At 72.1% G+C, this 21,631-nt stretch carries 22 protein-coding genes and 1 tRNA gene; 7 read left to right on the top strand and 16 right to left on the bottom strand.

The genetic code is table 11. The features are described from left to right. Window positions 1-60: 60 nt before the first annotated feature. Together paaK and paaI are read right to left on the bottom strand one after the other, a co-directional pair. A complete protein-coding gene (gene paaK, locus HNR25_RS19540; protein ID WP_184637473.1) occupies window positions 61-1,407 on the bottom strand; it encodes a phenylacetate--CoA ligase PaaK in 1,347 nt (448 codons plus the stop codon). A 12-nt stretch (window positions 1,408-1,419) separates the two neighbouring features. Next, window positions 1,420-1,809 (bottom strand): hydroxyphenylacetyl-CoA thioesterase PaaI, encoded by a 390-nt coding sequence (gene paaI / locus HNR25_RS19535; RefSeq protein ID WP_184639560.1) that lies wholly within the window; start codon window positions 1,807-1,809, stop codon window positions 1,420-1,422. 232 nt (window positions 1,810-2,041) lie between these two features. Here paaI and HNR25_RS26180 point away from each other — a divergent pair, with 232 nt between their 5' ends. Next, window positions 2,042-2,527 (top strand): nitroreductase family deazaflavin-dependent oxidoreductase, encoded by a 486-nt coding sequence (locus HNR25_RS26180; protein WP_184637471.1) that lies wholly within the window; start codon window positions 2,042-2,044, stop codon window positions 2,525-2,527. A gap of 106 nt (window positions 2,528-2,633) precedes the next feature. On the opposite strand, the gene HNR25_RS19525 is transcribed toward HNR25_RS26180, so the two are convergent. The 6 genes from HNR25_RS19525 to HNR25_RS19500 all read right to left on the bottom strand — a co-directional run bounded on the left by HNR25_RS19525 (window position 2,634) and on the right by HNR25_RS19500 (window position 9,559). Further along, window positions 2,634-4,289, bottom strand: a complete 1,656-nt coding sequence (locus HNR25_RS19525) for an ABC transporter permease (protein ID WP_184637469.1) — start codon at window positions 4,287-4,289, stop codon at window positions 2,634-2,636. Next, window positions 4,286-5,218, bottom strand: coding sequence for an ABC transporter ATP-binding protein (locus HNR25_RS19520; protein ID WP_184637467.1), 933 nt, complete (start codon window positions 5,216-5,218; stop codon window positions 4,286-4,288). The genes HNR25_RS19525 and HNR25_RS19520 overlap by 4 nt, the downstream gene beginning before the upstream one ends. Continuing rightward, window positions 5,211-5,867 carry a TetR/AcrR family transcriptional regulator gene (locus HNR25_RS26655; RefSeq protein ID WP_184637465.1) on the bottom strand — a complete coding sequence of 219 codons (657 nt, stop codon included), beginning with the start codon at window positions 5,865-5,867 and terminating at the stop codon, window positions 5,211-5,213. The genes HNR25_RS19520 and HNR25_RS26655 overlap by 8 nt, the downstream gene beginning before the upstream one ends. Window positions 5,868-6,228: 361 nt before the next feature. Beyond that, a complete protein-coding gene (locus HNR25_RS19510) occupies window positions 6,229-6,756 on the bottom strand; it encodes a hypothetical protein (RefSeq protein ID WP_184637463.1) in 528 nt (175 codons plus the stop codon). A 215-nt stretch (window positions 6,757-6,971) separates the two neighbouring features. Then, window positions 6,972-8,504, bottom strand: coding sequence for a cobyric acid synthase (locus tag HNR25_RS19505; protein WP_184637461.1), 1,533 nt, complete (start codon window positions 8,502-8,504; stop codon window positions 6,972-6,974). Beyond that, window positions 8,504-9,559 carry a cobalamin biosynthesis protein gene (locus tag HNR25_RS19500; RefSeq protein ID WP_246464587.1) on the bottom strand — a complete coding sequence of 352 codons (1,056 nt, stop codon included), beginning with the start codon at window positions 9,557-9,559 and terminating at the stop codon, window positions 8,504-8,506. The genes HNR25_RS19505 and HNR25_RS19500 overlap by 1 nt, the downstream gene beginning before the upstream one ends. 632 nt (window positions 9,560-10,191) lie before the next feature. Between HNR25_RS19500 and HNR25_RS19495 the strand changes: the two genes are divergently transcribed. The 4 genes from HNR25_RS19495 (at window position 10,192) to HNR25_RS27165 (ending at window position 13,360) form a co-directional block, all read left to right on the top strand. Continuing rightward, window positions 10,192-10,267 (top strand) — tRNA-Arg (locus HNR25_RS19495). Window positions 10,268-10,749: 482 nt separating this feature from the next. After that, window positions 10,750-11,100, top strand: coding sequence for a hypothetical protein (locus tag HNR25_RS19490; RefSeq protein ID WP_184637459.1), 351 nt, complete (start codon window positions 10,750-10,752; stop codon window positions 11,098-11,100). Beyond that, window positions 11,097-13,208: a tetratricopeptide repeat protein gene (locus tag HNR25_RS19485; protein WP_184637457.1), complete on the top strand. Its 2,112-nt coding sequence runs from the start codon at window positions 11,097-11,099 to the stop codon at window positions 13,206-13,208. Before HNR25_RS19490 ends, HNR25_RS19485 begins: the two co-directional genes overlap by 4 nt. After that, the gene (locus HNR25_RS27165; RefSeq protein ID WP_221457734.1) at window positions 13,091-13,360 is read left to right on the top strand and encodes a tetratricopeptide repeat protein; all 270 of its coding nucleotides are present in this window, start codon (window positions 13,091-13,093) and stop codon (window positions 13,358-13,360) included. The genes HNR25_RS19485 and HNR25_RS27165 overlap by 118 nt, the downstream gene beginning before the upstream one ends. 127 nt (window positions 13,361-13,487) lie before the next feature. Here HNR25_RS27165 and HNR25_RS19480 read toward each other — a convergent pair whose 3' ends face one another. From HNR25_RS19480 to HNR25_RS19450, 7 genes are all read right to left on the bottom strand, one after another. Beyond that, window positions 13,488-14,966: a tyrosine-type recombinase/integrase gene (locus HNR25_RS19480; protein WP_184637455.1), complete on the bottom strand. Its 1,479-nt coding sequence runs from the start codon at window positions 14,964-14,966 to the stop codon at window positions 13,488-13,490. Between the two features lie 3 nt (window positions 14,967-14,969). Beyond that, on the bottom strand, window positions 14,970-15,260 hold the full coding sequence (locus HNR25_RS19475) for a helix-turn-helix domain-containing protein (RefSeq protein ID WP_184637453.1): 291 nt from the start codon (window positions 15,258-15,260) through the stop codon (window positions 14,970-14,972). A gap of 635 nt (window positions 15,261-15,895) precedes the next feature. Continuing rightward, on the bottom strand, window positions 15,896-16,678 hold the full coding sequence (locus tag HNR25_RS19470) for a helix-turn-helix domain-containing protein (RefSeq protein ID WP_184637451.1): 783 nt from the start codon (window positions 16,676-16,678) through the stop codon (window positions 15,896-15,898). 80 nt (window positions 16,679-16,758) lie between these two features. Further along, entirely contained in the window at window positions 16,759-17,400 is a 642-nt protein-coding gene (locus HNR25_RS19465) for a hypothetical protein (RefSeq protein ID WP_184637449.1), read from the bottom strand. Between the two features lie 82 nt (window positions 17,401-17,482). Further along, window positions 17,483-18,112 (bottom strand): hypothetical protein, encoded by a 630-nt coding sequence (locus HNR25_RS19460; RefSeq protein ID WP_184637447.1) that lies wholly within the window; start codon window positions 18,110-18,112, stop codon window positions 17,483-17,485. Window positions 18,113-18,196: 84 nt separating this feature from the next. Beyond that, window positions 18,197-18,817, bottom strand: coding sequence for a hypothetical protein (locus HNR25_RS19455; protein ID WP_184637445.1), 621 nt, complete (start codon window positions 18,815-18,817; stop codon window positions 18,197-18,199). A gap of 127 nt (window positions 18,818-18,944) precedes the next feature. Further along, complete coding sequence (locus HNR25_RS19450) at window positions 18,945-19,133, bottom strand: hypothetical protein (RefSeq protein WP_184637443.1); 189 nt, start codon at window positions 19,131-19,133, stop codon at window positions 18,945-18,947. A 1,162-nt stretch (window positions 19,134-20,295) separates the two neighbouring features. On the opposite strand from HNR25_RS19450, the gene HNR25_RS19445 reads away from it, so the two are divergent. Both HNR25_RS19445 and HNR25_RS19440 read left to right on the top strand, forming a co-directional pair. Further along, the gene (locus HNR25_RS19445; RefSeq protein ID WP_184637441.1) at window positions 20,296-20,484 is read left to right on the top strand and encodes a hypothetical protein; all 189 of its coding nucleotides are present in this window, start codon (window positions 20,296-20,298) and stop codon (window positions 20,482-20,484) included. Window positions 20,485-20,580: 96 nt separating this feature from the next. Then, window positions 20,581-20,775 carry a hypothetical protein gene (locus tag HNR25_RS19440; RefSeq protein WP_184637439.1) on the top strand — a complete coding sequence of 65 codons (195 nt, stop codon included), beginning with the start codon at window positions 20,581-20,583 and terminating at the stop codon, window positions 20,773-20,775. Between the two features lie 328 nt (window positions 20,776-21,103). Here the strand turns inward: HNR25_RS19440 and HNR25_RS19435 are convergent, their stop codons facing one another. Then, window positions 21,104-21,619 (bottom strand): hypothetical protein, encoded by a 516-nt coding sequence (locus HNR25_RS19435; protein ID WP_184637437.1) that lies wholly within the window; start codon window positions 21,617-21,619, stop codon window positions 21,104-21,106. Window positions 21,620-21,631 lie beyond the last annotated feature (12 nt).

Below are 21,631 nucleotides of genomic sequence, written 5' to 3'. Positions count from 1 at the left end.
CGGCGCATGCCGCCCCACGCGTGCGGAACCGGGCCCTCCGGGAGCGCCCCGCGGGGCCGGTCAGTCCGTCGGCCGCTCGTCGATCACCCGGCGGACCTTGCCCGTCGAGCGTTCGAGGGATTCGGGATCGCGGATCTCCACGCCGACGCGCACCCCGACACCGTCCCTGACGCGGCGGGCGACCTCGGCAGCGGCGGCGTCGCGGCGGTCGGCCGCGGTCGTGCCGAGCGCTTCGACCAGGACCGTGAGGTGGTCCGCCCGGTCCGCGCGGGTCAGCCGCAGCTGGAAATGCGGGGCCAGCCCGTCGGTACCGAGCACGATCTCCTCGACCTGCGTGGGGAACACGTTGACGCCGCGCAGGATGATCATGTCGTCGCTGCGCCCGGTGACCCGGTCCATGCGGCGGAACGCCGGGCGCGCGGTCCCGGGGCGCAGCGCGGTGAGGTCGCGGGTGCGGTACCGGATGACCGGCAGCGCCTGCTTGGTCAAGGAGGTGAAGAGCAGTTCGCCCGCGGCGCCGTCGGGCAGCACGCGCCCGTCTGCCGGGTCGACGACCTCGGGATAGAAGTGGTCCTCCCAGATGTGCAGGCCGTCCTTGGTCTCGACGCACTCCTGGGAGACACCGGGCCCCATCACTTCGGACAGGCCGTAGACGTCGACCGCGTCGATGCCCGCGCGCTCCTCGATCTCGCGGCGCATCCGTTCGGTCCAGGGCTCGGCGCCGAAGATGCCGGTCGTCAGCGAGGTGGTGCGCGGGTCGATGCCCTGGCGCTCGAACTCGTCGAGCAGCGTGAGCATGTAGGACGGGGTGACCATGACGACTTCGGGGCGGAAGTCGTCGATGATCCGCACCTGCCGGGCCGTCATGCCCCCGGAGGCGGGGACGACGGTGCAGCCGAGCTTCTCGGCGCCGTAGTGGGCGCCGAGACCGCCCGTGAACAGGCCGTATCCGTAGGAGATGTGCACGGTGTGGCCGGGGCGGCCGCCGGCGGCGCGGATGGAGCGGGCCATCGTCTCGGCCCACACGTCCAGGTCGACTTCGGTGTAGCCGACCACGGTGGGTTTCCCGGTGGTGCCGCTGGAGGCGTGGATGCGGCGCACGTCGCCGCGCGGGACGGCGAACATCCCGAAGGGGTAGCCCTCGCGCAGGTCCTGCTTGGTCGTGCAGGGGAACTTCGCGATGTCGTCGAGCGTGCGGCAGTCGTCGGGGTGCACGCCGGCGTCGTCGAACTTGCGCCGGTACAGCGGCACGTTGTCGTAGGCGTGGCGCAGTGTCCACCGCAGGCGCTGCAGTTGTCGTCCGCGCAGTTCGTCGGCGCTGAGGCGCTCGGCCGCCGACAGCTCGCCGGCCCCCGGTGCGGCTCCCGGGCGCCGGGCGCTCGGCACCGGTCCGTGCGTGGTGGTCATGCCGGCGGCTCCTCAGTCGTCGGGGGCGGCCACGGTGCGGCTGCGGCCGCGGAACTCGGCGACGACCTCCCGCCCGTGCGGGGTCAGGCGGTGCACCGTGACGTCGTAGATGCCGTTGCGGCCGTAGCGGGTGCGCTGCTCGGCGGTCGCGGCGAGTTCGTCGCCGACGCGAGCGGTGGCGACGAACGTGATCTCGGCACCGGCGGCGACGGTGACGGGGCCGTGGCTGTTGCACGCGGCGGCGAACGCGGTGTCGGCCAGAATGAAGAGGAATCCGCCGTGCACGATGCCGTGCCCGTTGACCATCGCCTCTGTCACGCGCATCCGGGCCGCGGAGCGGCCCTCTTTCGCCGCAGTGACGTCGATGCCGAGCGAAGCCGAGGCGGTATCGGCGTCGAGCATGGCGCGGGTCGCGTCAGCGACCTCGGCCGACGGGTGCGACACGGCCCCACCGCCTCACTTACTGACCGAATGGACGGTAAATAGTCGCGGCCAATTCAAGCCGCCGCCCCGACCGGTGTCAAGAGGCCGGCTGCGCCGCGGGCGGTCCCGCCGCGGCGGCTGGGCGCCGGGTGCCCGCCGATGGTGGAATCGAGGCCGCGCCGCCCGCGACCCGCCGAGGAGCCCATCAGCCGTGACCTTCGCCGACCCGCCGCGCACACCCCTGCGCCGTGCCCTGTACCGGGCGCCCGTCTGGATCTACCGGCTCGGCCTCGGGGCTGTGCTGGGAGGCCGCTTCCTGCTGCTCACCCACCGCGGCCGAGTCACGGGCCGCGCCCGCCAGACGGTTCTGGAGGTGATCGGCCGCGACGAGGACAGCGGCGGTGTGCTGGCCGTCTCCGGATACGGGGGCAGGTCGCAGTGGTACCGAAACGTCCGCGCCGACCCCCGCGTACTGGTAGAGACGGGGCGCCGGCGTTACCGCGGCACCGCCGTCCTGCTGCCGCCGCGGGAATCCGGCCGCGCCCTGGCCGGCTACGCCCACCGCCGGCCGCGCACCGCCGCCGGCCTGATCCGGGCCTTGGGCCACGAGCCCGACAGCGCCGGCCGCGTATACGAACGCCTCGGCGCCGATCCCGAGAACGGCATCCCCGTCATCGCCCTGCGCCCCGACACGTGACCGGGTGCAGCCGCGGCCGGTCCCCAGCCTCCGCCCACCCCAACGGCCGCGCAGCGCCGCCGCCCCGCTGCACGCGAGACGGCGGCGCTGCCGCGACACTTGCGGGTCAGACGTTGACCGCCCGCCGGCGGAAGGCGGCCAGGCCGAGCGCGGCGAGCACGGCGGCCAGCGCCAGTAGGGCGACGGCGGGTCCGGCCGCGAACTCCTCCAGCGGCATCGACGCCGAGTGGTGGAACGGCGAAACGCCGAAGGCCGCGTCGGGCAGATCCATCAACGCCCCGAAGGTACCGACCACCAGCCCGTAGCCGACGACGACCCAGGCCGCCGGGACCGCGCGCGGCAGCGCACCGAACAGCAGCGCCGCGGCCCCCAGCACCACCAGCACCGGCGGCACCTGGTTCAGGTGGGCCAGGACCAGGTCGCCGATGCGGTCGGAGTCGCCGGTGACCGCGGCGGCGCCCAGACCGGTGGCCGCGCCGGCGACCGCCATCAGCACCACCGCACCGGCGGCGGTGACGGCCAGGCTGCTGCCCAGCCACGCCCAGCGGCTCACCGGGGTCGCCAGCACCGGCTCGCCGCGGCCCTTGGTCTCCTCGCCGCGCAGGCCCTGCACGGCCAGGATCACGTAGGCGCCGGCGAGGAGCGCCATGAACTCGGCCATGTAGGCGAGGTAGCCGGCCAGCATCTGGTCGGCACCGCCGAACAGATCGACGAACACCGCGGGCAGGTCGTCGGCGGCCTGCAGCAGCGTGTCGGCGTAGGAGCCGAAGGCGAGCGCGGCGACGCCCATCCCGACGGCCCACCAGGCGATGGAGCTGCGCTGCAGGCGCAGAGCCAACCCCCACGGGGTACCCAGCCAGGCCGGGGCCCGGGAGCGGCCCGCCCGCACGGCCAACAGGCCCGCGCCCAGGTCGCGACGCATCAGCAGGCCGTAGCCCGCCGCGATACCGACCGCGGCGGCGGCGAGCGGCAGCAGCAGCGGCCACCAGCGGTCGAGCACGAACGGCGCGGTCTGCTGCCCCCAGGCCAGCGGCGAGAACCACGACAGCAGCGAGCCTTCCTGCCGGGCCATGTCGCCGCCCGAGCGCACCACGAATGCGGCTCCCAGCACAGCGCCCGCCATTCCCGACGCCGCACGGGAGTACTCCGTCAACTGCACGGTGACCGCGGCGACCCCGGCGAACGCGAATCCGGTCACGCCCACGCCGACGGAGAACAGCACCGAGCCCGCGGCGGCGTAGCCGCCCACGCCCGCCATCGCCACGAAGACCGCGGCAGCGATCGCGGCGTCGGTGACCACGGCGACGGCCAGCGCCGCAGTCAGGGACGCGTACCTCCCGACCACGTTGGCGCGCACCAGCTCCGCCCGGCCGTGCTGCTCCTCGCTCCGCGTGTGCCGGCTCACGAGCAGGATGTTCATGAGCGCGGCCAAGGCCAGGAAGTACAGCCCGTACCCGTTGGCCACGAACCGCTCCAGGGTGGGGTCGCCGAGCCCGTAGCCGGGGCCCACCATGAGCCGGCCGACGGGGTCCCGGAACAGCTGCGAGACGGCCTGAAGCTCGGTCTCGCCGCCGTAGACGGTGGGCAGCGCAGCCACCAGATAGCCCACGAACACGGCGAAGCCGACGGCCCAGCCCGGGATCCGGACCCGGTCGCGGCGCAGCAGGAAGCGGGTCAGCGTCCAGGTACCGACGAACCCGTGCCCGCCGCTGCGCGGGTCCGGTGCGGGCGCCGTGCGCGGCGCGGACGCGGCGGCGGTCACTTCGCCACCTCCGCGGGTTTCGCGCCGCCGCCGTGCCGCTCGTCGCCGTAGTGGCGCAGCAGCAGCTGTTCGAGCGTCGGCGGGTGGGCGGCCAGCGAGCGCACGCCGAGCGGAGCCAGCGCCCGCACGGCCTCGTCGACGTGCTCGCCGTCGACCTCGAAGCGGATCTGGCCGTCGCGGTGCTCCAGGCCGTGCACGCCCGCGAGTCCGGCCAGAGCCTCGGGCGATTCGGCGGTCTCGGCCACCACGGTGGTGCGGGTGAGGTGGCGCAGCTCGGTCAGGGTGCCGGTCTCGACGACCGTTCCGCTGCGGACGATGGAGATCCGGTCGGCCAGCGCCTCCACCTGGGCGAGGATGTGGCTGGACAGCAGGACCGTGCGGCCCGCGTCCTTCTCCTCGCGGATGCACTCCTGGAACACCGCCTCCATCAGCGGGTCCAGCCCCGCGGTGGGCTCGTCGAGCAGCAGCAGCTCGACGTCGGAGGCCAGCGCCGAGATCAGCGCGACCTTCTGCCGGTTGCCCTTCGAATAGGTGCGTCCCTTCTTCGTCGGGTCCAGGTCGAAGCGCTCGCAGAGCTCGTCGCGGCGCGTGCGGTCGAAGCGCCCGCGCAGGCGGGCGAACAGGTCGATCGCCTCGCCGCCGGTGAGGTTGGGCCACAGCTCCACGTCTCCGGGGACGAAGGCCAGCCTGCGATGCAGGGGAACCGCCTCCGACCACGGATCGCCGCCCAGCATCCGCGCGCGCCCGGAGTCGGCGCGCAGCAGCCCCAGCAGCACCCGCAGCGTGGTGGTCTTGCCCGCCCCGTTGGGCCCGAGGAAGCCGTGCACCTCCCCCTCGGCCACGCTGAGGTCCAGCCCGTCCAGGGCCGCAACGGACCCGAACGACTTGCCCAGCCCGCGGATGTCGATCACGGGGGACCGTTCAGTCATCACTGCCTTCTTCCTCGTCCTCGCGCGGAGCGAACTCCCGGTTGATCTGCTCGTAGGCGTTGTCGGTGAAGAGACCCTGCAACGCCTCCATGGCGGCCCGCGCGTAGCGGACCTTGTCTTCGGCGGGCCCGTCGAAGGTCAGCCCGAGGAGGCGTTCGGCCTGGCCGTGCAGCACGAGCAGGCCCAGCGACCACAGCACGAGAACGGCGTTGACGTCCTGGGGCCGGTCGAGGGAGTGGAAGATGCCGGCCCGCTCGCCTTCCTCCATCGACGCGGCGGTGGCGCCGACGATCCCGTCGACCAGGCTGTCGACCTGGGGCGAGCCTTCGATCAGCATCCTGGCCAGGTAGCGCAGGAGCGGCATGGTGCCCGACTGGTCGCGTAGCGCCGACAGGATGTCCAAGTCGGGCCCCTTGCTCATGGCCTCGTGCTTGCCTTCCTCGATGACCGCGGCCACGTGCTCGTCGCAGGCCGTCCGCAGGCCCTCCTTGGAACCGAAGTGGTGGGAGACCAGGGCCTGCGAGACTCCGGCCTCGGCGGCGACCCGCTTCATGCTGGTCCCCCCCATGCCGTGCTCGGCGAAGAGGGCGATGGCGGCGTCCCGGATCCGTGCCCGGGCGGTGAGATCCTCCGTCGAAGCTGATCGCATAATCAGCAGACTAACTGATCGACCAATCAGCCGTAAACGGGTGGCGCCGCACGCACACCCCGCTGCTTCGGGCGTGTAAGCGGCGGCCCGATGCGCGCCACCGGAACGGCGCCGAGCGCACCCATCGCGGAAATGCCGGGCACGAGCCCGGCACCGTGTCCGGCATCACCGCGAAGGCGGAGCCCTCTACCTGCCAGGGGCACGCCGCCGTGCGGGCAGACGGCGCCACGGCGGGGATCGCCGCTCCGGCAGCGCAGGACGACGTGCAGCTCGGCGACGGTGGCCGCCGCCCCGCCGGCGGAAAGAGGATCGCGGCGGTCGTCCGACGCCCGGAAGCGCCGGACGACCGCCGCGCAACCCGCTACCCGGCGTGCTCTCCTGCGCTCCCCTCCTCAGCACAGCCGCCCTCCTGCGCCGGTCGCACGAGATCGGCCAGCAGCTCGCGGAGATAGTCGGCCACCGGGCGCTCCCCGGCCGCATCGCTGAGCGCCCGGAACTCGGCGTCGCTGAAACCGATCGACACCGACCGCGCCCCGTCCTTCCGACGCGGCAACCCCAGCATCCGGCGGTGGACGCGCTCCAGCGCCTCGGGCGGCAAGGGCCCGTAGGCGGTCTCCAACTGCACCAGCCACTCCCGCAGCTCGTTCCAGCGCGCGTAGCGCCCGGCGAGCACGTACAGGTAAGACGCCACGTCGCGGTGGCCGGCGGCGCGCTGCAGCTCCTCGTGGGTCACCGGGTCGAGGGCAAGGCTGACCCGCCGCGCCGGGGGCGGCGCGGCGGGGCCGTCGTCGCCGGAACCGGTGCTGCCGGGTGCGGGGGCGTCCACGCTCTCCGAAGCGGCAGAGCGGGACGGAATCGTAGCGGTGTTCACCTGAACCTCCCAGGTCATGGGCGAAAGCGGACTCGGCCGCGCCCTGCGCGGCCCGCGGCCGCCTCCGCGATGGGAACCGCCGGTACACCCGGCGCGCCCATGACACCTGGCCGCTTCTACTTCCCCTCCAAGCTAACCCGCCGCAGCATCAGGCTGCAGGCGCCGTCCACAACCGCAGCGCCACACGACCGGCCCGGTCACCGGCGCACGCGACCGGGCCGACTGCCTCGCGGTCACACGTCCGGCACCCCCGCAGGCGGTATCACCGGCATTCCGCCGGGAGGACCCTCCTCAAGCAGCCGCAGCAGGGCACCGGTGTCCATATGCCGTTCCACCAGGTCCCCCAGCGCGTCCATCCGGGCTTTGCGTTCGGCGGCGAAATCGGTGTCGGGGGCGGGCGCGAAATCCCGGCCGGCCCAGCGTGCGGCGTCGGCGAGGAACGCCCGGCGGAACGCGTCGTTCTCCAGCGCACCGTGCCACGTCGTGCCCCACACCGCACCCCGCCGCCAACCGTCCAGGAACGGCTCGGCGTCACCCGCGGCCCCGTCGTCGAGCACGCTGTGGCCGTGGTGGATCTCGTAACCCTCGACCGGATGCCCGTAGGCCGAACCCACCGGACGGCCCAGCGTCTTCTCCGCGGCGAAGGCGACGGCGGTGGGCAGCAGCCCCAGCCCGGGTACCGCCCCGGCCCGCGACTCGACCTCGTCGTGGATGCGGCGCGCCAGCATCTGGTACCCGCCGCAGATCCCCAGCACCGGGCGCCCCTGTTCGGCACGCTCCGCCACCGCGGTGTCCAGCCCGCGCTCACGCATCCACGCCAAGTCGGCGACCGTGGCGCGAGTTCCGGGAAGGACCACCAGGTCGGCGTCGCCCATCTCCTGCGGGGACGAGACGAAACGAAGGTCGACCCCGGGTTCCACGGCCAGAGCGTCGATATCGGTGAAGTTGCTGATCCGCGGCGTGTGCACGACGGCGACACGCAGCGTGCGCCCCTGCACCGGGGCACGGGCCGGGGTGCGCTCGGCGGTCAGCGCCAACGAATCCTCCACGTCGATCGCCCGTCCCTCCAGCCACGGCAGCACGCCGTGCACGGGTCGGCCGGTGACGCGGCGCAGCATGTCCAAGCCCGGCTCCAGCAGTTCGGGGGCGCCGCGGAACTTGTTGACGACGAATCCCGCAATCAGCGCCTGGTCGGCCGGCTCCAGCAGCGCCAGCGTGCCGTGCATCGCCGCGAAGACACCGCCGCGGTCGATGTCGCCGACGACCAGCACCGGAAGGTCGGCCGCACGCGCCAGCCCCATGTTGGCGATGTCGCCGGGGCGCAGGTTGATCTCGGCCGGACTGCCCGCGCCCTCGCAGATGACGGCGTCGTACTCCGCCCGCAGCTCCGCGAGGCTTTCAGCGGCGACCGTGCGCAACCGGTCCTTGAAATCGCGGTAGCCCAGCGCGTCGGCCTCGCCGACGGGACGGCCGCGGACCACGACCTGGCTGCGGCGGTCGCTGCCGGGTTTGAGCAGCACCGGGTTCATCGCGGCGGTGGGTTCCACGCCCGCAGCCGCGGCCTGGGCGGCCTGCGCACGGCCGATCTCGGCGCCGTCGGCGGTCACCACCGAGTTCAGCGACATGTTCTGCGCCTTGAACGGGGCCACCTTGAAGCCCTGGCGGGCGAGCCAGCGGCAGATTCCGGTGACGAGGACGCTCTTGCCGGCATCGGAGGTGGTTCCGGCCACCAGCAGAGCGGGAGATCCTGCGGGCCCCCGGCGCATCACGACACCCTCCCCGCACGCGGCCCGGCCAGGGCCCGGACTGCGGCACCTGCGCACCGCCCGCGCGGAGCCGACCGCGGCGTGCCGGCCGGCGCGGCCCCACCGACCGTGCGGGAGCGGCCCACGGCCAACGCCACCGCCGCAGCGACGCCGGCGGCGGCAGCGTTGACGACACGCGCCAGCCGCACCGCGCGCCGAATGTCGACGACCCCGGGGTGGGGCCCCTCGCCCAGTTCCGGACGGTCCTCACCGCGGGAGCCGTACACGTTCCTTCCCCCCAGCCGCACATCCAGCGCTCCGGCGAACGCCGCTTCGCAGTGCCCGGCGTTGGGGCTGGGATGGCGCGCCCCGTCCCGGACCCGCACCCGCAACGCCCGGGACGGCGAGCCGCCGACGACCGGCGCCGCCGCGCAGGCCAACGCCGCGGTCAGCCGCGCCGGCGCCCAATTGGCCACATCGTCGAGCCGGGCGGCCGCCCAGCCGAAACGCTCATACCGCGCCGACGGGTGGCCCACCATGGCGTCCAGCGTGTTGGCGGCACGGTAGCCGACCAGGCCGGGCACCCCCAGCAGCCCGCCCCACAGCAACGGGGCCACCACCGCGTCTGCGGTGTTCTCGGCGACCGACTCCGCCGTAGCGCGGGCGATGCCCTTCCCGTCCAGCGACTCGGGGTCGCGCCCGCACAAGCCGGGCAGGCGGCGCCGCGCACCGGGCACGTCTCCGGCCTCCAGGGCGTCGGCGACACCTTCGGCTTCGCGGGCGAGCATCGCCCCGCCCACGACCGCCCACGTAGCCGCACCGGTCAGCACCGCGCGGCCCGCACCGGAGGTGCGGGCCTGCGCGAGCGCGCCGCCCGCGACCACGGGAGCGACGGCAAGCAGGACGAACGCGGCTCCCCGCGCGCGGGAAGGCTCGTATACCCGCTGCTCCAGACGCGCAGCGGTCCGGCCGTAGAGGGCTACCGGATGCCCGCGCCGGGGGTCGGGCAGCACACGGTCCAGCGCCGCACCCGACAACAGCCCCGCAGCGATCGGCCAGGCCGACTCTCGATCCAGGTTCTTCACTCGGCCAACGGTAGTGCGCGCCAGGGCAGCGCCCCACACGCCCCCGCGACACCCGCGCGCACAGTAACTATACGTGCACAATGATCACTTAATGTAATTGAACTGAGCATTCGCCCCACCACAGGAAGCCGCCGGACACCGGCACCGGAGAGGAGGGGCACAATGACGGCCCTCGCGCTGCTCGCCTTCCTCGCAACGACCGGAAGCTGGTGGTGCTTCTAGCCGCTGACCTGGTGACACGCATTACACCGCGCCGCCGGCGACCGCCGCACCGAGTTGGCAAAACACCACTACCGGGCACGCCACCTGCGGTTAATCACGGGTAACGTGTTCCACGAGGCCGGTAGAGACCGATTTGGTGGGAGCCGCGTGCTAACGAGACGTAACTACGAATGTCCGTAGTTGTTATTGTTTTGCCCGGCGATGGGTGACATCTTCCAAATACCCTAGAATCTCACCGCACCGACGCCAGCACTACCCGCCACCTCGCCCACCCGCCATCCGCGGCACCCGCGGCGCCCGGCCGGCCACAGCAGGACGCAGGGCCGCAGAGCGACACACCTCACCAACACGCAGGTCACGATGTCGTTACAAACGGTGAGTCCACGCCACAATTGAACCAAGCACCTGTAGCTCAGTGGAAAGAGCATCGGACTTCTAATCCGACGGCCGCAGGTTCGAATCCTGCCAGGTGCACCATATTTTACCAGGTCAACGGCCTGCATGGCTCTCGGATGGCCGTCGATTCGTCCGGTTTGTCTTCCGCGCTCGCTCCGTGCTCGCTCCCCAGCTGGGACCCCGCTCGAAGAGCCCCATCGGATTAGCGGACCAGGCCCTACCGCACCTTGGCCTCGACCGCCAGCCCGACCGGGGCGCGACGGCAACCCGCCACACGCCCCACACACCGCCCCCGCCCGCCGGACAGCGCCCCAAACACCAGCGGCCCCGACCAAACCCGCCACCGGGCCGAACAGGGCCGCACAGGGCCGCCACGCCCCCGCCCGTCCGGGACCCGATCGGCCCGGGCACCGGACTCCCGACCTCCCCCGGACGCGAACGCGGGACCTCCCCAGAAACCGCGCCCGAATCCCGGCCCTCCCGACCCGGTGTCCTGTTCCGGTCACCTCGGATCGGTGACAACACGCTGATTCGAACGCGCGATCCCGGCGATAATGACGGCCATGGTGTGGATCTGGCGAAGCCTGTGCACGGTCGGCGCCCTACTCGTCGTCGGTGCGGTCGCGCTGGCCGTATGGCAGCACGGCATGGAATACGCGAGCTGGGTCGCCGCCGTCATCGGCGCCCTGTCCCTGGCCGGCGGCCTCCTCACACGCACCCGCACCCCCGCACCTGACGACTCTTCGAGCCCCGGGAACGGGGCCGGCGACGCGATCGACCAGACCAGGATCCGCACCAAGCGCAACGTCATCGGCAAGCAAGGCCGCGGCACCGAAGGAGGCGGCGACCGCATCCGCCAACGCGACATCCACTCCGATGACGGCGACGTGATCGGAAAACAGGACCGCGAATGACACCCCCCACCCCCGACGGTGACCGCCTCGCGCAGACCGGCGTCAGCGCCGGCCGCGACGTCATCGGAACCCAACACACCCACCACCATCAGGGTCCGACCTCCCCGACCGCCCTGTTCGCCGCACCGCCCCCGCCGCCCCGCTTCACCGGCCGCACCCGCGAACTCACCGCCCTCGTCCACCGGCTCGACCCCCGACGGGACTCGCAAGCGGTGGTGGTCTCGGCCCTGGCCGGAATGGGCGGCATCGGCAAAACCGCCCTGGCCGCCCACGCCGCCGCCACCGCCGCCGAGCACGACTGGTTCTGCGCCCACCTGTGGATCGACCTGCACGGCTACACCCCCCACACCCCACCCGTCACCGCCGAAGCGGCCCTGGACACCCTGCTGCGGGCCCTGGGCACCCGCCCCGACGACATCCCCCTCGGGCTCCAGGAACGCGCCGCCGCCTACCGCTCCGCCCTGCAGGAGCTCTCCCGCACCGACCCCCACGCACGGCCCGTGCTGGTGGTGGCCGACAACGCCCGCGACCCCGCCCAGGTCCGCCCCCTGCTGCCCGGGCCCGGTGGCCACCGGCTGGTGGCCACCGCCCGCACCGGGCTGGCCGAACTCGCCGGCGCCCACCACCTCGACCTCGACGTCCTCGCCGAACCCGACGCCCTCGCCCTGCTGGCGGCCGAACTCTCCACCCATACCCCCGACGACCCCCGCTCTCATGATGAGGCGGGTCTGGAGCGGTTGGCGCGGTGCTGCGGACACCTGCCGCTGGCGCTGGAGGTCACCGCCGCCCACCTCAAACGCAGCCCCCATCTGGCCCCCGGCCGGCTGGTTCAGCGCCTGGAATCCGCCTCCTCCCTCCTGAGGGAACTGAGCGACCGCGACCGGGCGGTGCGCACCGTCTTCGACACCTCCCTCGCCACCCTGGAGACCACCCAGGCGCGGGTGTTCCTGCTGCTGGGATCGGCCCCGGGTCCCAGTACCTCCACCGCGGCCGTAGCCGTGCTCACCGGACTGGAGTTCGAGGAGGCCGCAGAGGTGCTGGAGGAACTGGCCACGGCCCGCCTGCTCACCCGGCCCGCGCCCGACCGGTGGGCCATGCACGATCTGGCCGCCGACTACGCCCGGAACCATCCCGACCCGCCTGCCGACCGCGAGCCGGCCCTGACCCGGCTGCTGGATGCCTACACCGACACGGTCGATGCGGCCGACGATCACCTGCGGGCGCTGCCGGGCCAGGGGGTACCCGACGCGTTCGACGACCGGCAGGAGGCCATGGCCTGGCTGGACGAGGAACACGCCACCCTGATCGAGGCGGTACGCACCGCCCAGGCCACCGGCCACACCCGCGCAGCCGTCCACCTGCCCCTCAACCTGGCCAGATACCTGGAGCATCGGCGCCGGTTCACCGAATGGGAGCAGATCAGCCGCATCGCCCAAGAGGTTGCACACGCCTCCGGCGACACCCAAAACGAAGCGGCCGCATGGAACAGTCTCGGCCTCGCGCTACGGGAGACGCGCCGCTTCGACGAGGCCATCGACGCCCACACCCACGCACGCACCCTCCACCAAGACATCGGCGACACCCACGGCCAAGCCATGGCCTGGACCAACCTCGGCACCGCCCTCCGCCAGGTGCGCCGCTTCGACGACGCCATCAACGCCCACACCCACGCACGCACCCTCCACCAAGAGGTCGGCGACACCCACCGCGAAGCCAGCGCCTGGAACAACCTCGGCACCGCCCTCCAAGAAGTCCGCCGCTTCGACGAGGCCATCGACGCCCACACCCACGCCCTCTCCTACTACCAAGACATCGGCGACCCCCACAGCGAAGCCGGCGCCTGGAACAACCTCGGCCTCGCCCTCCGCCAGGTGCGCCGCTTCGACGCCGCCATCAACGCGTACACCCACGCCCGCAACACCTTCCAGCACACCGGCGACACCCACCGCGAAGCCACAGCCTGGAACAACCTCGGCGTTGTGCTACCGACGTGCGCCGCTTCGAGGAAGCCATCGACGCCCACACCCACGCCCGCACCCTCGACCAAGAAACCGGCGACACCCACCGCGAAGCCGACGCCTGGAACAACCTCGGCAGCGCCCTCCTAAAGGTGCGACGCTTCGAGGAGGCCATCGAAGCGTTCGACCGCGCCATTCGGGGATTTCAGGCCACTGATGACCGCCACGGCCTCGCCGTCGCGCGGAGAAACCGCGACCGCGTTCACCGGCGACCGCGGTGGTGGGCGTTCTGGAAACGCTGACCGCCACGCGAGCGCTCCGCCTCCATGTTCGCCGACTGCTGTCAACGACGGCCGTGTGACGGACCACGGTCGAGGCCCCTGGCCCCGGCCGATTCCGGCCGGGACCAGGGCGAGACGGCGGACGTGCTTATCCTCCGGCGCGTGCGGTCCTCGCCAGCGGCACCAGCGCGGCCGTCGCCTCCGCCGCCGCCTTGGCCACATCCGGGAACACGCTCTGGTACGTGTCCTGGGTGAACGCGGTGGTCGAGTGGCCGAGTTCGGAGGAGACCACCTTCACGTCCACCCCCGCCGCCAGGCTCAGCGAGGCGGCGCCGTGGCGCAGCCCGTGCAGGCTGATCGGCGGCAGATCCGCCTCGGCGGCGATGCGGCAGAACAGCCCGCTCACCCAGCCCGGGTGCAATCCGGATCCGTCGGGGTGGGTGAACACCCGCCCCGACTCCACCCACGCCTCCCCCGCTTTGAGGCGCTCCTGGCGCTGGCGGGCCCGCCACGCCTTCAACACCGTGACCGTGTCCTCGTCCAAGGTGATGGTGCGCCGCCCCGCCGCGCTCTTGGGTGTGGACACCGCCGTGTCCCACCCCAACTGCACCACCTGCGTCGTGATGTCGACCGCCCCGTCGTCCAGGCGCACCGACTCCCACTCCAGACCCACGGCTTCACCCCGCCTCGGGCCCTTCAGGGCGATCAGGTGGAACAGGGCGTAGAGCCGGTCGCGGTGGGCGCGTTCGAGGAAGCGGCCGGTCTGCTCGGGGGTCCACACCATCACCGGGGCCGGCACCTCGCCCGTTTTGCGGTAGCGGGCGACCCGCTCCGTGCTCCACACCACCGGTTTCGGGCGCGGGGCCGACTCCAGCTCGATGTGGGAGGCCACGTTCACCTGCAGCGGCACGTCGGGCCGGGACACGGCCGCCGAGAGGGCGCTGCGCAGGGTGGCACGGATCCGGTGCTCGGTGGACACGCTGACGGTGCGCATCCCGTGCACCGAGGCCCGCACCTGCGGATCCTCCGAGGCGCGGCTGGTGCGGATGTGGTCGTTGGTCTCCTCGATCGCCTCGAACATCATCTGCAGATGCCCCACCCCGAGCTTGTCGAGGCGCACCCAGCCCAGGTGCGGGGCGAGGTAGTTGGTGATGTGGCCCTGATACGACAACCGGGTGGAGGCGGCCAGCTTCTTCTTACCCGCCAACCACTCCTGGAGCCACTCGCCCACCGTGGGCACCTGCGCGCGGGTATCGGCGCCCCCGCCGATGCGGCGGCGCACCTCCCCCACCGTCGGGAGGTCGGTGCGCTTCGTGATCGCCGCCTCGATGAGGTCGGCCGCCTTGGTCGCGGCCTGCTCGTCTCCCTCGGCCACGGCCAAGGCCGTTTTGATGTGGTCGAGGTGGTCGCGCGCGGCTTCCTGGGTGTCGTACCCGATCCGCCGCGCCTGGCGCCGCGCGCCGGAGGCGCGTCGGGGCAGTTCGATCTGCAAGGCCCAACTTCCGTGGGCGGAGCTCCAGCCCCCGTTGGGCCGTTTCAGCTTGGGGCACGTCGTTCCCAGGGGTTTGCCTGTGGTCTCGTCGCGGCAGCTGCAGCGTTTGAACACCGATCCCTCGCGGATGGCCATCGGTCACCTTTCCTGTTCAGAATCCGAAGGCCGACCACCCCCGCGGGTGCCCGTCCCGCCGGTGGGCGGGTAGGCGAGCCCGAGCAGCGCGCAGACCCCGCTGGTGGGGATGCGCCACCGCGTGCCCGCCCGGAAGGCCGGGGCGGGAAACGCGCCGGTTTCCAGCAGCCGGTAGGTGCTGGTGCGCCCGATCCCGAGCAGGCGTCCGGCGGTGACCGGATCCAGCACCACCGGCAACTCGGCCACCTCCTCAGCGGTCATCGACCGCCCCGGCCCATCGCCGGTGATTCCCATCTCCTCCTCCTTCCGGTGCGTGCTTCGAGGGTGCGGCGTGGTCGGCCGCTCCCGCCGGTGCGGGAGCGGCCCCATGGCCGCTCCACTCCGCCCCCGATCACAAGCGGATTCGTGGACTCACCCATCGGATCCACGAAGAACCTCGCCACCGCCGCCCGATTTGCGGGCCTTCGGGGGTGATCCGGGCGAGCGGCCCCCAACGGCCCAAGCCCGCGTCCGGCCGGGCCGCTCCAGGGGCGACACGGGACGCGGTCCGGTCCGCACGCGCCCCGATAGGCCCGTGGGGGCGCCCCCGCCGGGGGCGCATCCCGACCGTTACTGGGGCGGTCCTGGTCGACCGCCCACACACCGCCACCTCGGCCCACGGGCACCCGCGCCCCGTCCCCGACCGGCCGCAAAATCCCCACCAGCCGTCGGTCGTCCCGCTGCCCGCCGCATCCACCCACCTCGCAAACACCCGCCCCGAAGGGCCCTGACACCCCCGAACAAAGCCGGACCCGCCGCCGGATTGGACACCGCACACACCACAACCACCCCACGAACGCAGGCACCCGAAGACCTCCACGGCCTCCGGGCAAGCACGAAGGGCGGGCGCCCGGGGCGGATGAACACGCGCCCGGGCACCCGCCCTGGTGTCAGGCGGCGCTGTAGCGGCGCGGGGCTTCACACGTCAGCTCGGCCTCGCCGTCCTTGGCCAGCCGGGCCAGGGCGTTCTGGATCGCGCCGACGCTGCGTCCGCGCAGCAGGTGGCTGATCTCGGTGGGCGAGAACTCCTCCCCGGGCTCGGAGGCGAGGACGGCCTTGACGATCTGCCGCAACCCGCCCGGTTCCAGCCGACTCGTGCGGCTGATCTTGTTGGTCTGCGCCCCGGCCCCAGTGGCATCGGTGGCCTCGGCCGGTCGGGCCGCAGGCGTTGGTGCCGGGGCCTCGTTCTCCGTAGTCGCCGTTGCAGCCGCCTGTGGGGCAGCGGACGCGGATGCGGGTGCCTCCGACTTCGGCGACGAGGTGGCCGTCTCTGCGCCCTGCGGTGCGGGCACCTCCTCGGCGGTGGGCGCGGGTGCGGCCGCGGCCTTCGGTGTGTCGGGCGCGTCTGCGGCGGCCGGGGCCTCGGGCGGGGCCGGCGACTCGGCCGCGGGTGCCGGGGCGTCGTTGTCCGGGTCCGGCGAGGTGGGGGCCTCGGCCTCCGTCTCGGTGGCGGCGCCGGTGGCCGCGAGGCTCCAGAGGTCGGCCACGCGCTTGCCCGGCTCGTGGTTCCTGCGGGTGCGGGCGGCGCGGCCGTCGGTCTCCAGGCCGCGCAGGGCCTGGGTGACGGTCGAGCGACCGCGGCCGGTGGCCTCGGCGATCTCGGCCGCGGTGGCGGGGGCGGTGCGTCCGTGCAGGCAGGTGAGGATGTCGGTGCGCACAGCGATGCTGGCCATGGTCATCGGTCCCTTCGAAGATGCGGAATCGGCCGGTGCCCGGCGGGCAGGGCGGCCCGGGGCCGCCCCGCCCGCGGGTGTCAGCGCCAGGCGTGGGCCTTGGCAGTGGCGACGAGGTGGTCGACGTGGTCCTGGGAGTCGGCTCCGTCGCCGTTGACGACGAGGCCCTTGATCTGGCGTCCCAGGTCCCAGGCGCGCAGGAGCATGCGCGTGGGGCGGCCCTGGGCGTCGGCGGCGTACTTCGCCGTTGCGGTGATGTAGGGGGCCTGCCAGTAGACGAAGTGGTCGCGCACGATGCGGGTCTGGTCGGTGGCCCAGCGGTCGCTGCGGCGGTCGAGGAGGAAGTCCTCGGTGTGCATCGCCGCGCGCACCCGCTCGATCGGGGCGAAGGGCACCGGGCCCTGGTCGTACCAGTCCCCCAGGTAGTCGAATGCGGTGTAGGCGAGGGCGTCCAGGAGGTCGTCCATGGTTTCGCCGTTGGCGCGGTGGGTGGTCATCTCCTCGGCGAGGTCGGCGTGGCCCCAGACGATGACCGCCTCGGGCTCGGGCACCCGCCGGATCCGCTCGGGGTTGATGATCCGGTAGGCGGGGCGGCCGCGGTGCTCGTGGTAGGCGATGGCGGATCCGGGACCGGCGTTCAGGCAGCGCAGGACCTGCTCGAGGGTCATCGGGGCCTCGACGGCCCGGTCGAGGAAAACGTCGATGCTGTCGGTGGTGCGCATGGTGCTACTCCGTTTCGAGTGGTTCATGAGGTCGGGCGGTGGGGCGGGCGCGGCCGGGGGCCGCGCCCGCCCGCCGGATACGTCAGTGGCCGAGGTAGCGGTACAGCGCGGTGGTGATCTCGTTGGCGCGGGTGCGCACCAGGCCCTCCTGCAGCGGGGCGCTGAAGGAAGCGAACTCCGCGGCGATGTCGTAAAGGTCGACCCGCACCTCGGCCCGCCCCTCTCCGAGAGGCATGTGGCGCACGGCTGCCGTGATCGTCGGGACACGGGTGTGGATGAAGAAGTCCCGGGTGACGCACGCCCGGTCGCAGACCGTCAGCTCGCTGCGCCAGTTGAGGCAGAAGCCGCGCCGGGCCAGCTCGCGCCGCAGGTCCAGGACCGGGGGCAGACCGGCGAGGCGCTCCGTATCGGCCCAGGCCTCCAGGTGGGCCCGGCAGTTCTCGGCCAGGGACCAGGTCACCTGCCGGACGGTCAGGCCCGCGGCGCGGGCCCGAACCCGGGCCTGTTCGATGTCGCCGTAACCGCAGACGACGACCTCGTCGGGTTCGAAGGCGTTGAGCTTCTGCTCGGCCAGGACGGTGCGGTAGCGGCGGTCGTGGCAGCTGTAGACGATGACCGTGCCCGGCCCGCCCGCGTAGGCGGTGATCACCTGGTCCGGGTAGAGGACCGCCTCGGCGGCGTGGGACATGAAAGTGTCCGGGAATTCAGACATAGAGATACTCCGTGACGTGCGTAAAAGGGGTGTCTGGGGCGGGGCGCCGCCGCCGGGCGGCGGCGCCCCGGGTGTGCGGTCGACTCAGACCGAGGGCAGGGCGCTCAAGGCCGCCTCGATGGCCCCGGTGAGCAGGCGGCTGGACATGCCGGGCCGCGGGCCCTGCAGGTCGAGGTGGAACCGCATGACCTCGCTGCGCCCGTCGGCGCGCAGGATGCGCACACGAGTGGGTGAGGTCTGCATGAACGCGATCGTGACCTGGAGGATCACCTCGGGGCGGTGGGCGCTCCGGTAGGTGTCGGTGAGGAAGTACTCGCCTTTGACCTCGCAGGAGAGAGGACCGTCGGCCAGGTGGCAGGACCGCAGGGACAGGTCCGTGCGCAGGTCGGTCACAGCGGGAGTCAGAGCCTTGACACGCGGCCAGTCGGCCAGGGAGTCGTTGGCGATGTCGGTGAGGTTGCTGGCCATGTAGGCGTCGGAGTAGTCGTCGCCGTTGTCGATGGCCTGCTCGATGATCCCGTTCGGGGTGTCGATCCCGGCGATGATCATCCCCTCAGGGCCGGGCACGTCGTCGGGGCGGGTGCGCGTCACCCGGTTGGTGGCCTCGTACCAGACCAGGAGGCTGCCCAGGGTGGCCTCCTCCAGGGCCCTGACGTGCTCGGGGGTGACCGTGATGGTCGCCGCATGCGGCATAATGGTGCGCACAGCACACTCCTAACTACACAGGGTTGTTGTGTGGGGCCCGCGCCCACCCCGGTAGTGAGGTGGAATTCAACGCCGGGTGTTCGGGCGCGGGCGCTCTTTCCTACGGGGCGAATGGCCGCCCCGCGGTCTACTCGGCCGGGACCTGGGTGACCGGTTCGGCGGGCAGGTAACCCGCGCCGGTCATCACCGGGCACAGCGGTTCGCCGTCGAGGTGGCTGTAGGCCGGCCGGTCGGTCCCGCAGGCCCAGATCCGCGGCGGCTGCGCCTGGACCGGCTCCTCGCATTCCGGACAGAAAACATCTCGCTTCTCGCCCATGATTACCTCCCTTTTTTCGGGGCGGTCGGATTCCGTCGCCCTCGGGAAACCCAAACGTCGCTTGGGTCCGTTTGCCGAGTCAAGCCGTTCGGCGTTTCCGCCCTGCGGTTTCCGTCGGCGTTCCCGCTGACACCACCAAGAGCAACTTGGGTCCGGCGTGAATGTCAAACCGTTCCGGCAACTTTTTTCGCGGCGCCCGCGCATAGGAGGAACCGCGCACGCGCGGGAAAGGCTTCCGGGGCCCGCCGGCGAACATCCGACAACCCGCGAACGACTCCGTTCTGGGTGATCATGGGCCCCGGAATACGCGAACCCGGCGAGACGGAAGGACACAGAAACAAAGAAGATACAAAGAAACAGAAGGAGAGCAATGAAGAGGAAGGGACGATGAATGCGATGAACGGAGTAATAGCCGGTCCGAGGCAGCAGGACAGCGGGACGAACGGGCCGCCGGGCGGCCCGCACCCTACGGATACCAGAGACACCTGTGGTCTCTGGTTCTGTGCACCGGCCTATCCCCTGATTGCATCCTGACCTGCACTGATCACCACACCTGGGGGGCACGTTCAAGCGTGCCCCGAATCAGGCCCCAAAACGTGGCGCGTGCGTGCCCCGAATCAGGCCCCAAATCGCGCGGCAAATCAGGCGGTAAAGCAGACACCCCCGCATCGACCCGCGACCGCCCTACTTCCCCGAGCACCGGAAGGATGCTCCCGCGCACATCGGCGCACCCGAACGGCGCCGTTCCATCGGCGACCGCAAATCCCCGGACACCCACACGCAGCCACCGACACGCCCGCCTCGCCGGATCGGCTCCGCCATAGTCCGAATACACCTCGACCAGCATCGGCAGAACGTTCATCCACAGCAGGAAGAATGAAATAAAGCCGAACCGGGCCAGCCGGGAAACCGGGGCGGACGGCCGCTGGACGGGCCGTTCGTCTACGGGATTCAGGGAACCTGTGGCGCCCGGTTCCATGTCCCGGCGTGCGCTCCTGAATACACCCTTCCCCGCGCTGATTATCGCGCCCGGGAGCACACTCTCAAGCGCGCACCGAGATGTGCCACCCGGCATGTTCCGAACACGCGCGATCGCGACACCGAATCGCGCGGCAAAGCAGGCCGTACATCAAACACGACCGCCTCACCCGCCGGCCGTCGCATGAGCGACGGTCAGCCCTCGACCACCAGCGAATGCACCTCCACCACCTCCGCCTCCCGAGAAGCGCTCGTCTCCATCGGCTCCAGCTCCCCGCCCCGACCGGACGAGGCCTCCCACGCCACGTCCCACACGATGGTGGCCGTCACCGTGTCGGTGGCGCCCGGCCGGTTCCTCGACGACAACGTGTAGGTGTAACCGCAATCCGGCGACTCCGCCCCGGGGCTGTGCACCGCCGAGTCGTACACCGTCCCCGGCCCCGCACACGCCACCTCGCTCCCGTCGCCCATGTCCCAGACCACCTCGCGCGGAGCGGCCGTCACCGACGCCGACCCGCCCGCCACCGACACCTCCGCGCTACGCGGCTCCCACTGGTCCTCCTCGATCCAGAGCCACACGGGGAACCGCACCACCATCATCCCGCCCATCGGCGGCGCCGATCCGATGTCGGGATCCGGCAGCTCCAACCGCGCCCGCGCCTGATCGGCCAGCGCCGCCCCATCGACGCCGTTCCCGCCACCGGCGGCTGGAACGGACAGGGTCGTCGTGCAGTGCGCCCGCCCGTTCTCCGGCTCACTGCACCGCGACTCCGGCTCAAGCGGAACCGAACCCGACGACGGGGCCGCGCCACCTGGCGCGTCTGTCGCACCGCCATCCGTCCTCGGTCGCTCTGATCGTGCCTGGACGTCGCACGCGGTTTCAGCACACTCGGAGCGCACGAGGAAGTCGCCGTCAGCATGGGCCTGGCCGACGGGCGTCGTTGCTCCCGCGAAAGCGACTGCCGCTGACAGCGAGAGGACGCACGCCACCCTTACCTTTCGCATGCGCCGTACTCCCCGAACACGAGCTTCGCGACCTGCCAGGCGCCGCCTTCCTCGGTGACAGTCGCGGTGATCGGGCGGGGGCCGTCCGCATCGGGCAGAGGACCGAGTTCTTCCAGATCCTCGTCCGCGATCTGCCAATCCGAGGTGTCGGCACAGTCCTTGACGACGACCGTAGGCGGCTCCGCAGCGGTATCGACGCTGGCGACCTCCGGGCTGAGGACCGGTCGCCCTGTCGCTTGCGTGCCGTCGAGCAAGTCGTCGGCATGTTGGAGCGCCTGCCCTTTGGCGTGCCACGCCAAGTCGGGATGGTCGTCAGCGCCGCTATGCGAGCCCTCGACGATCGCCCCCATGAGGCCCCGGTATGCCTCCAATGCCTGCGCCTTGGCCGCCGGCGTTGCAGCGGCGCTCGGCGACGGTTCCGCCTCCGTTTCGTGCTCCTGCGCTGAGCATCCGCCTGCCACCACGACAAGGCCCGCCACCGCCGCCCCAACGGCATACCGCACGCGCCACCTTCA

The sequence above is a fragment of the Streptomonospora salina genome, from assembly GCF_014204715.1.
Taxonomy (GTDB): domain Bacteria; phylum Actinomycetota; class Actinomycetes; order Streptosporangiales; family Streptosporangiaceae; genus Streptomonospora; species Streptomonospora salina.
The sequence above is the reverse complement of the archived record's forward strand: the minus strand, read 5'-3'. Positions and strand labels throughout refer to the sequence as shown.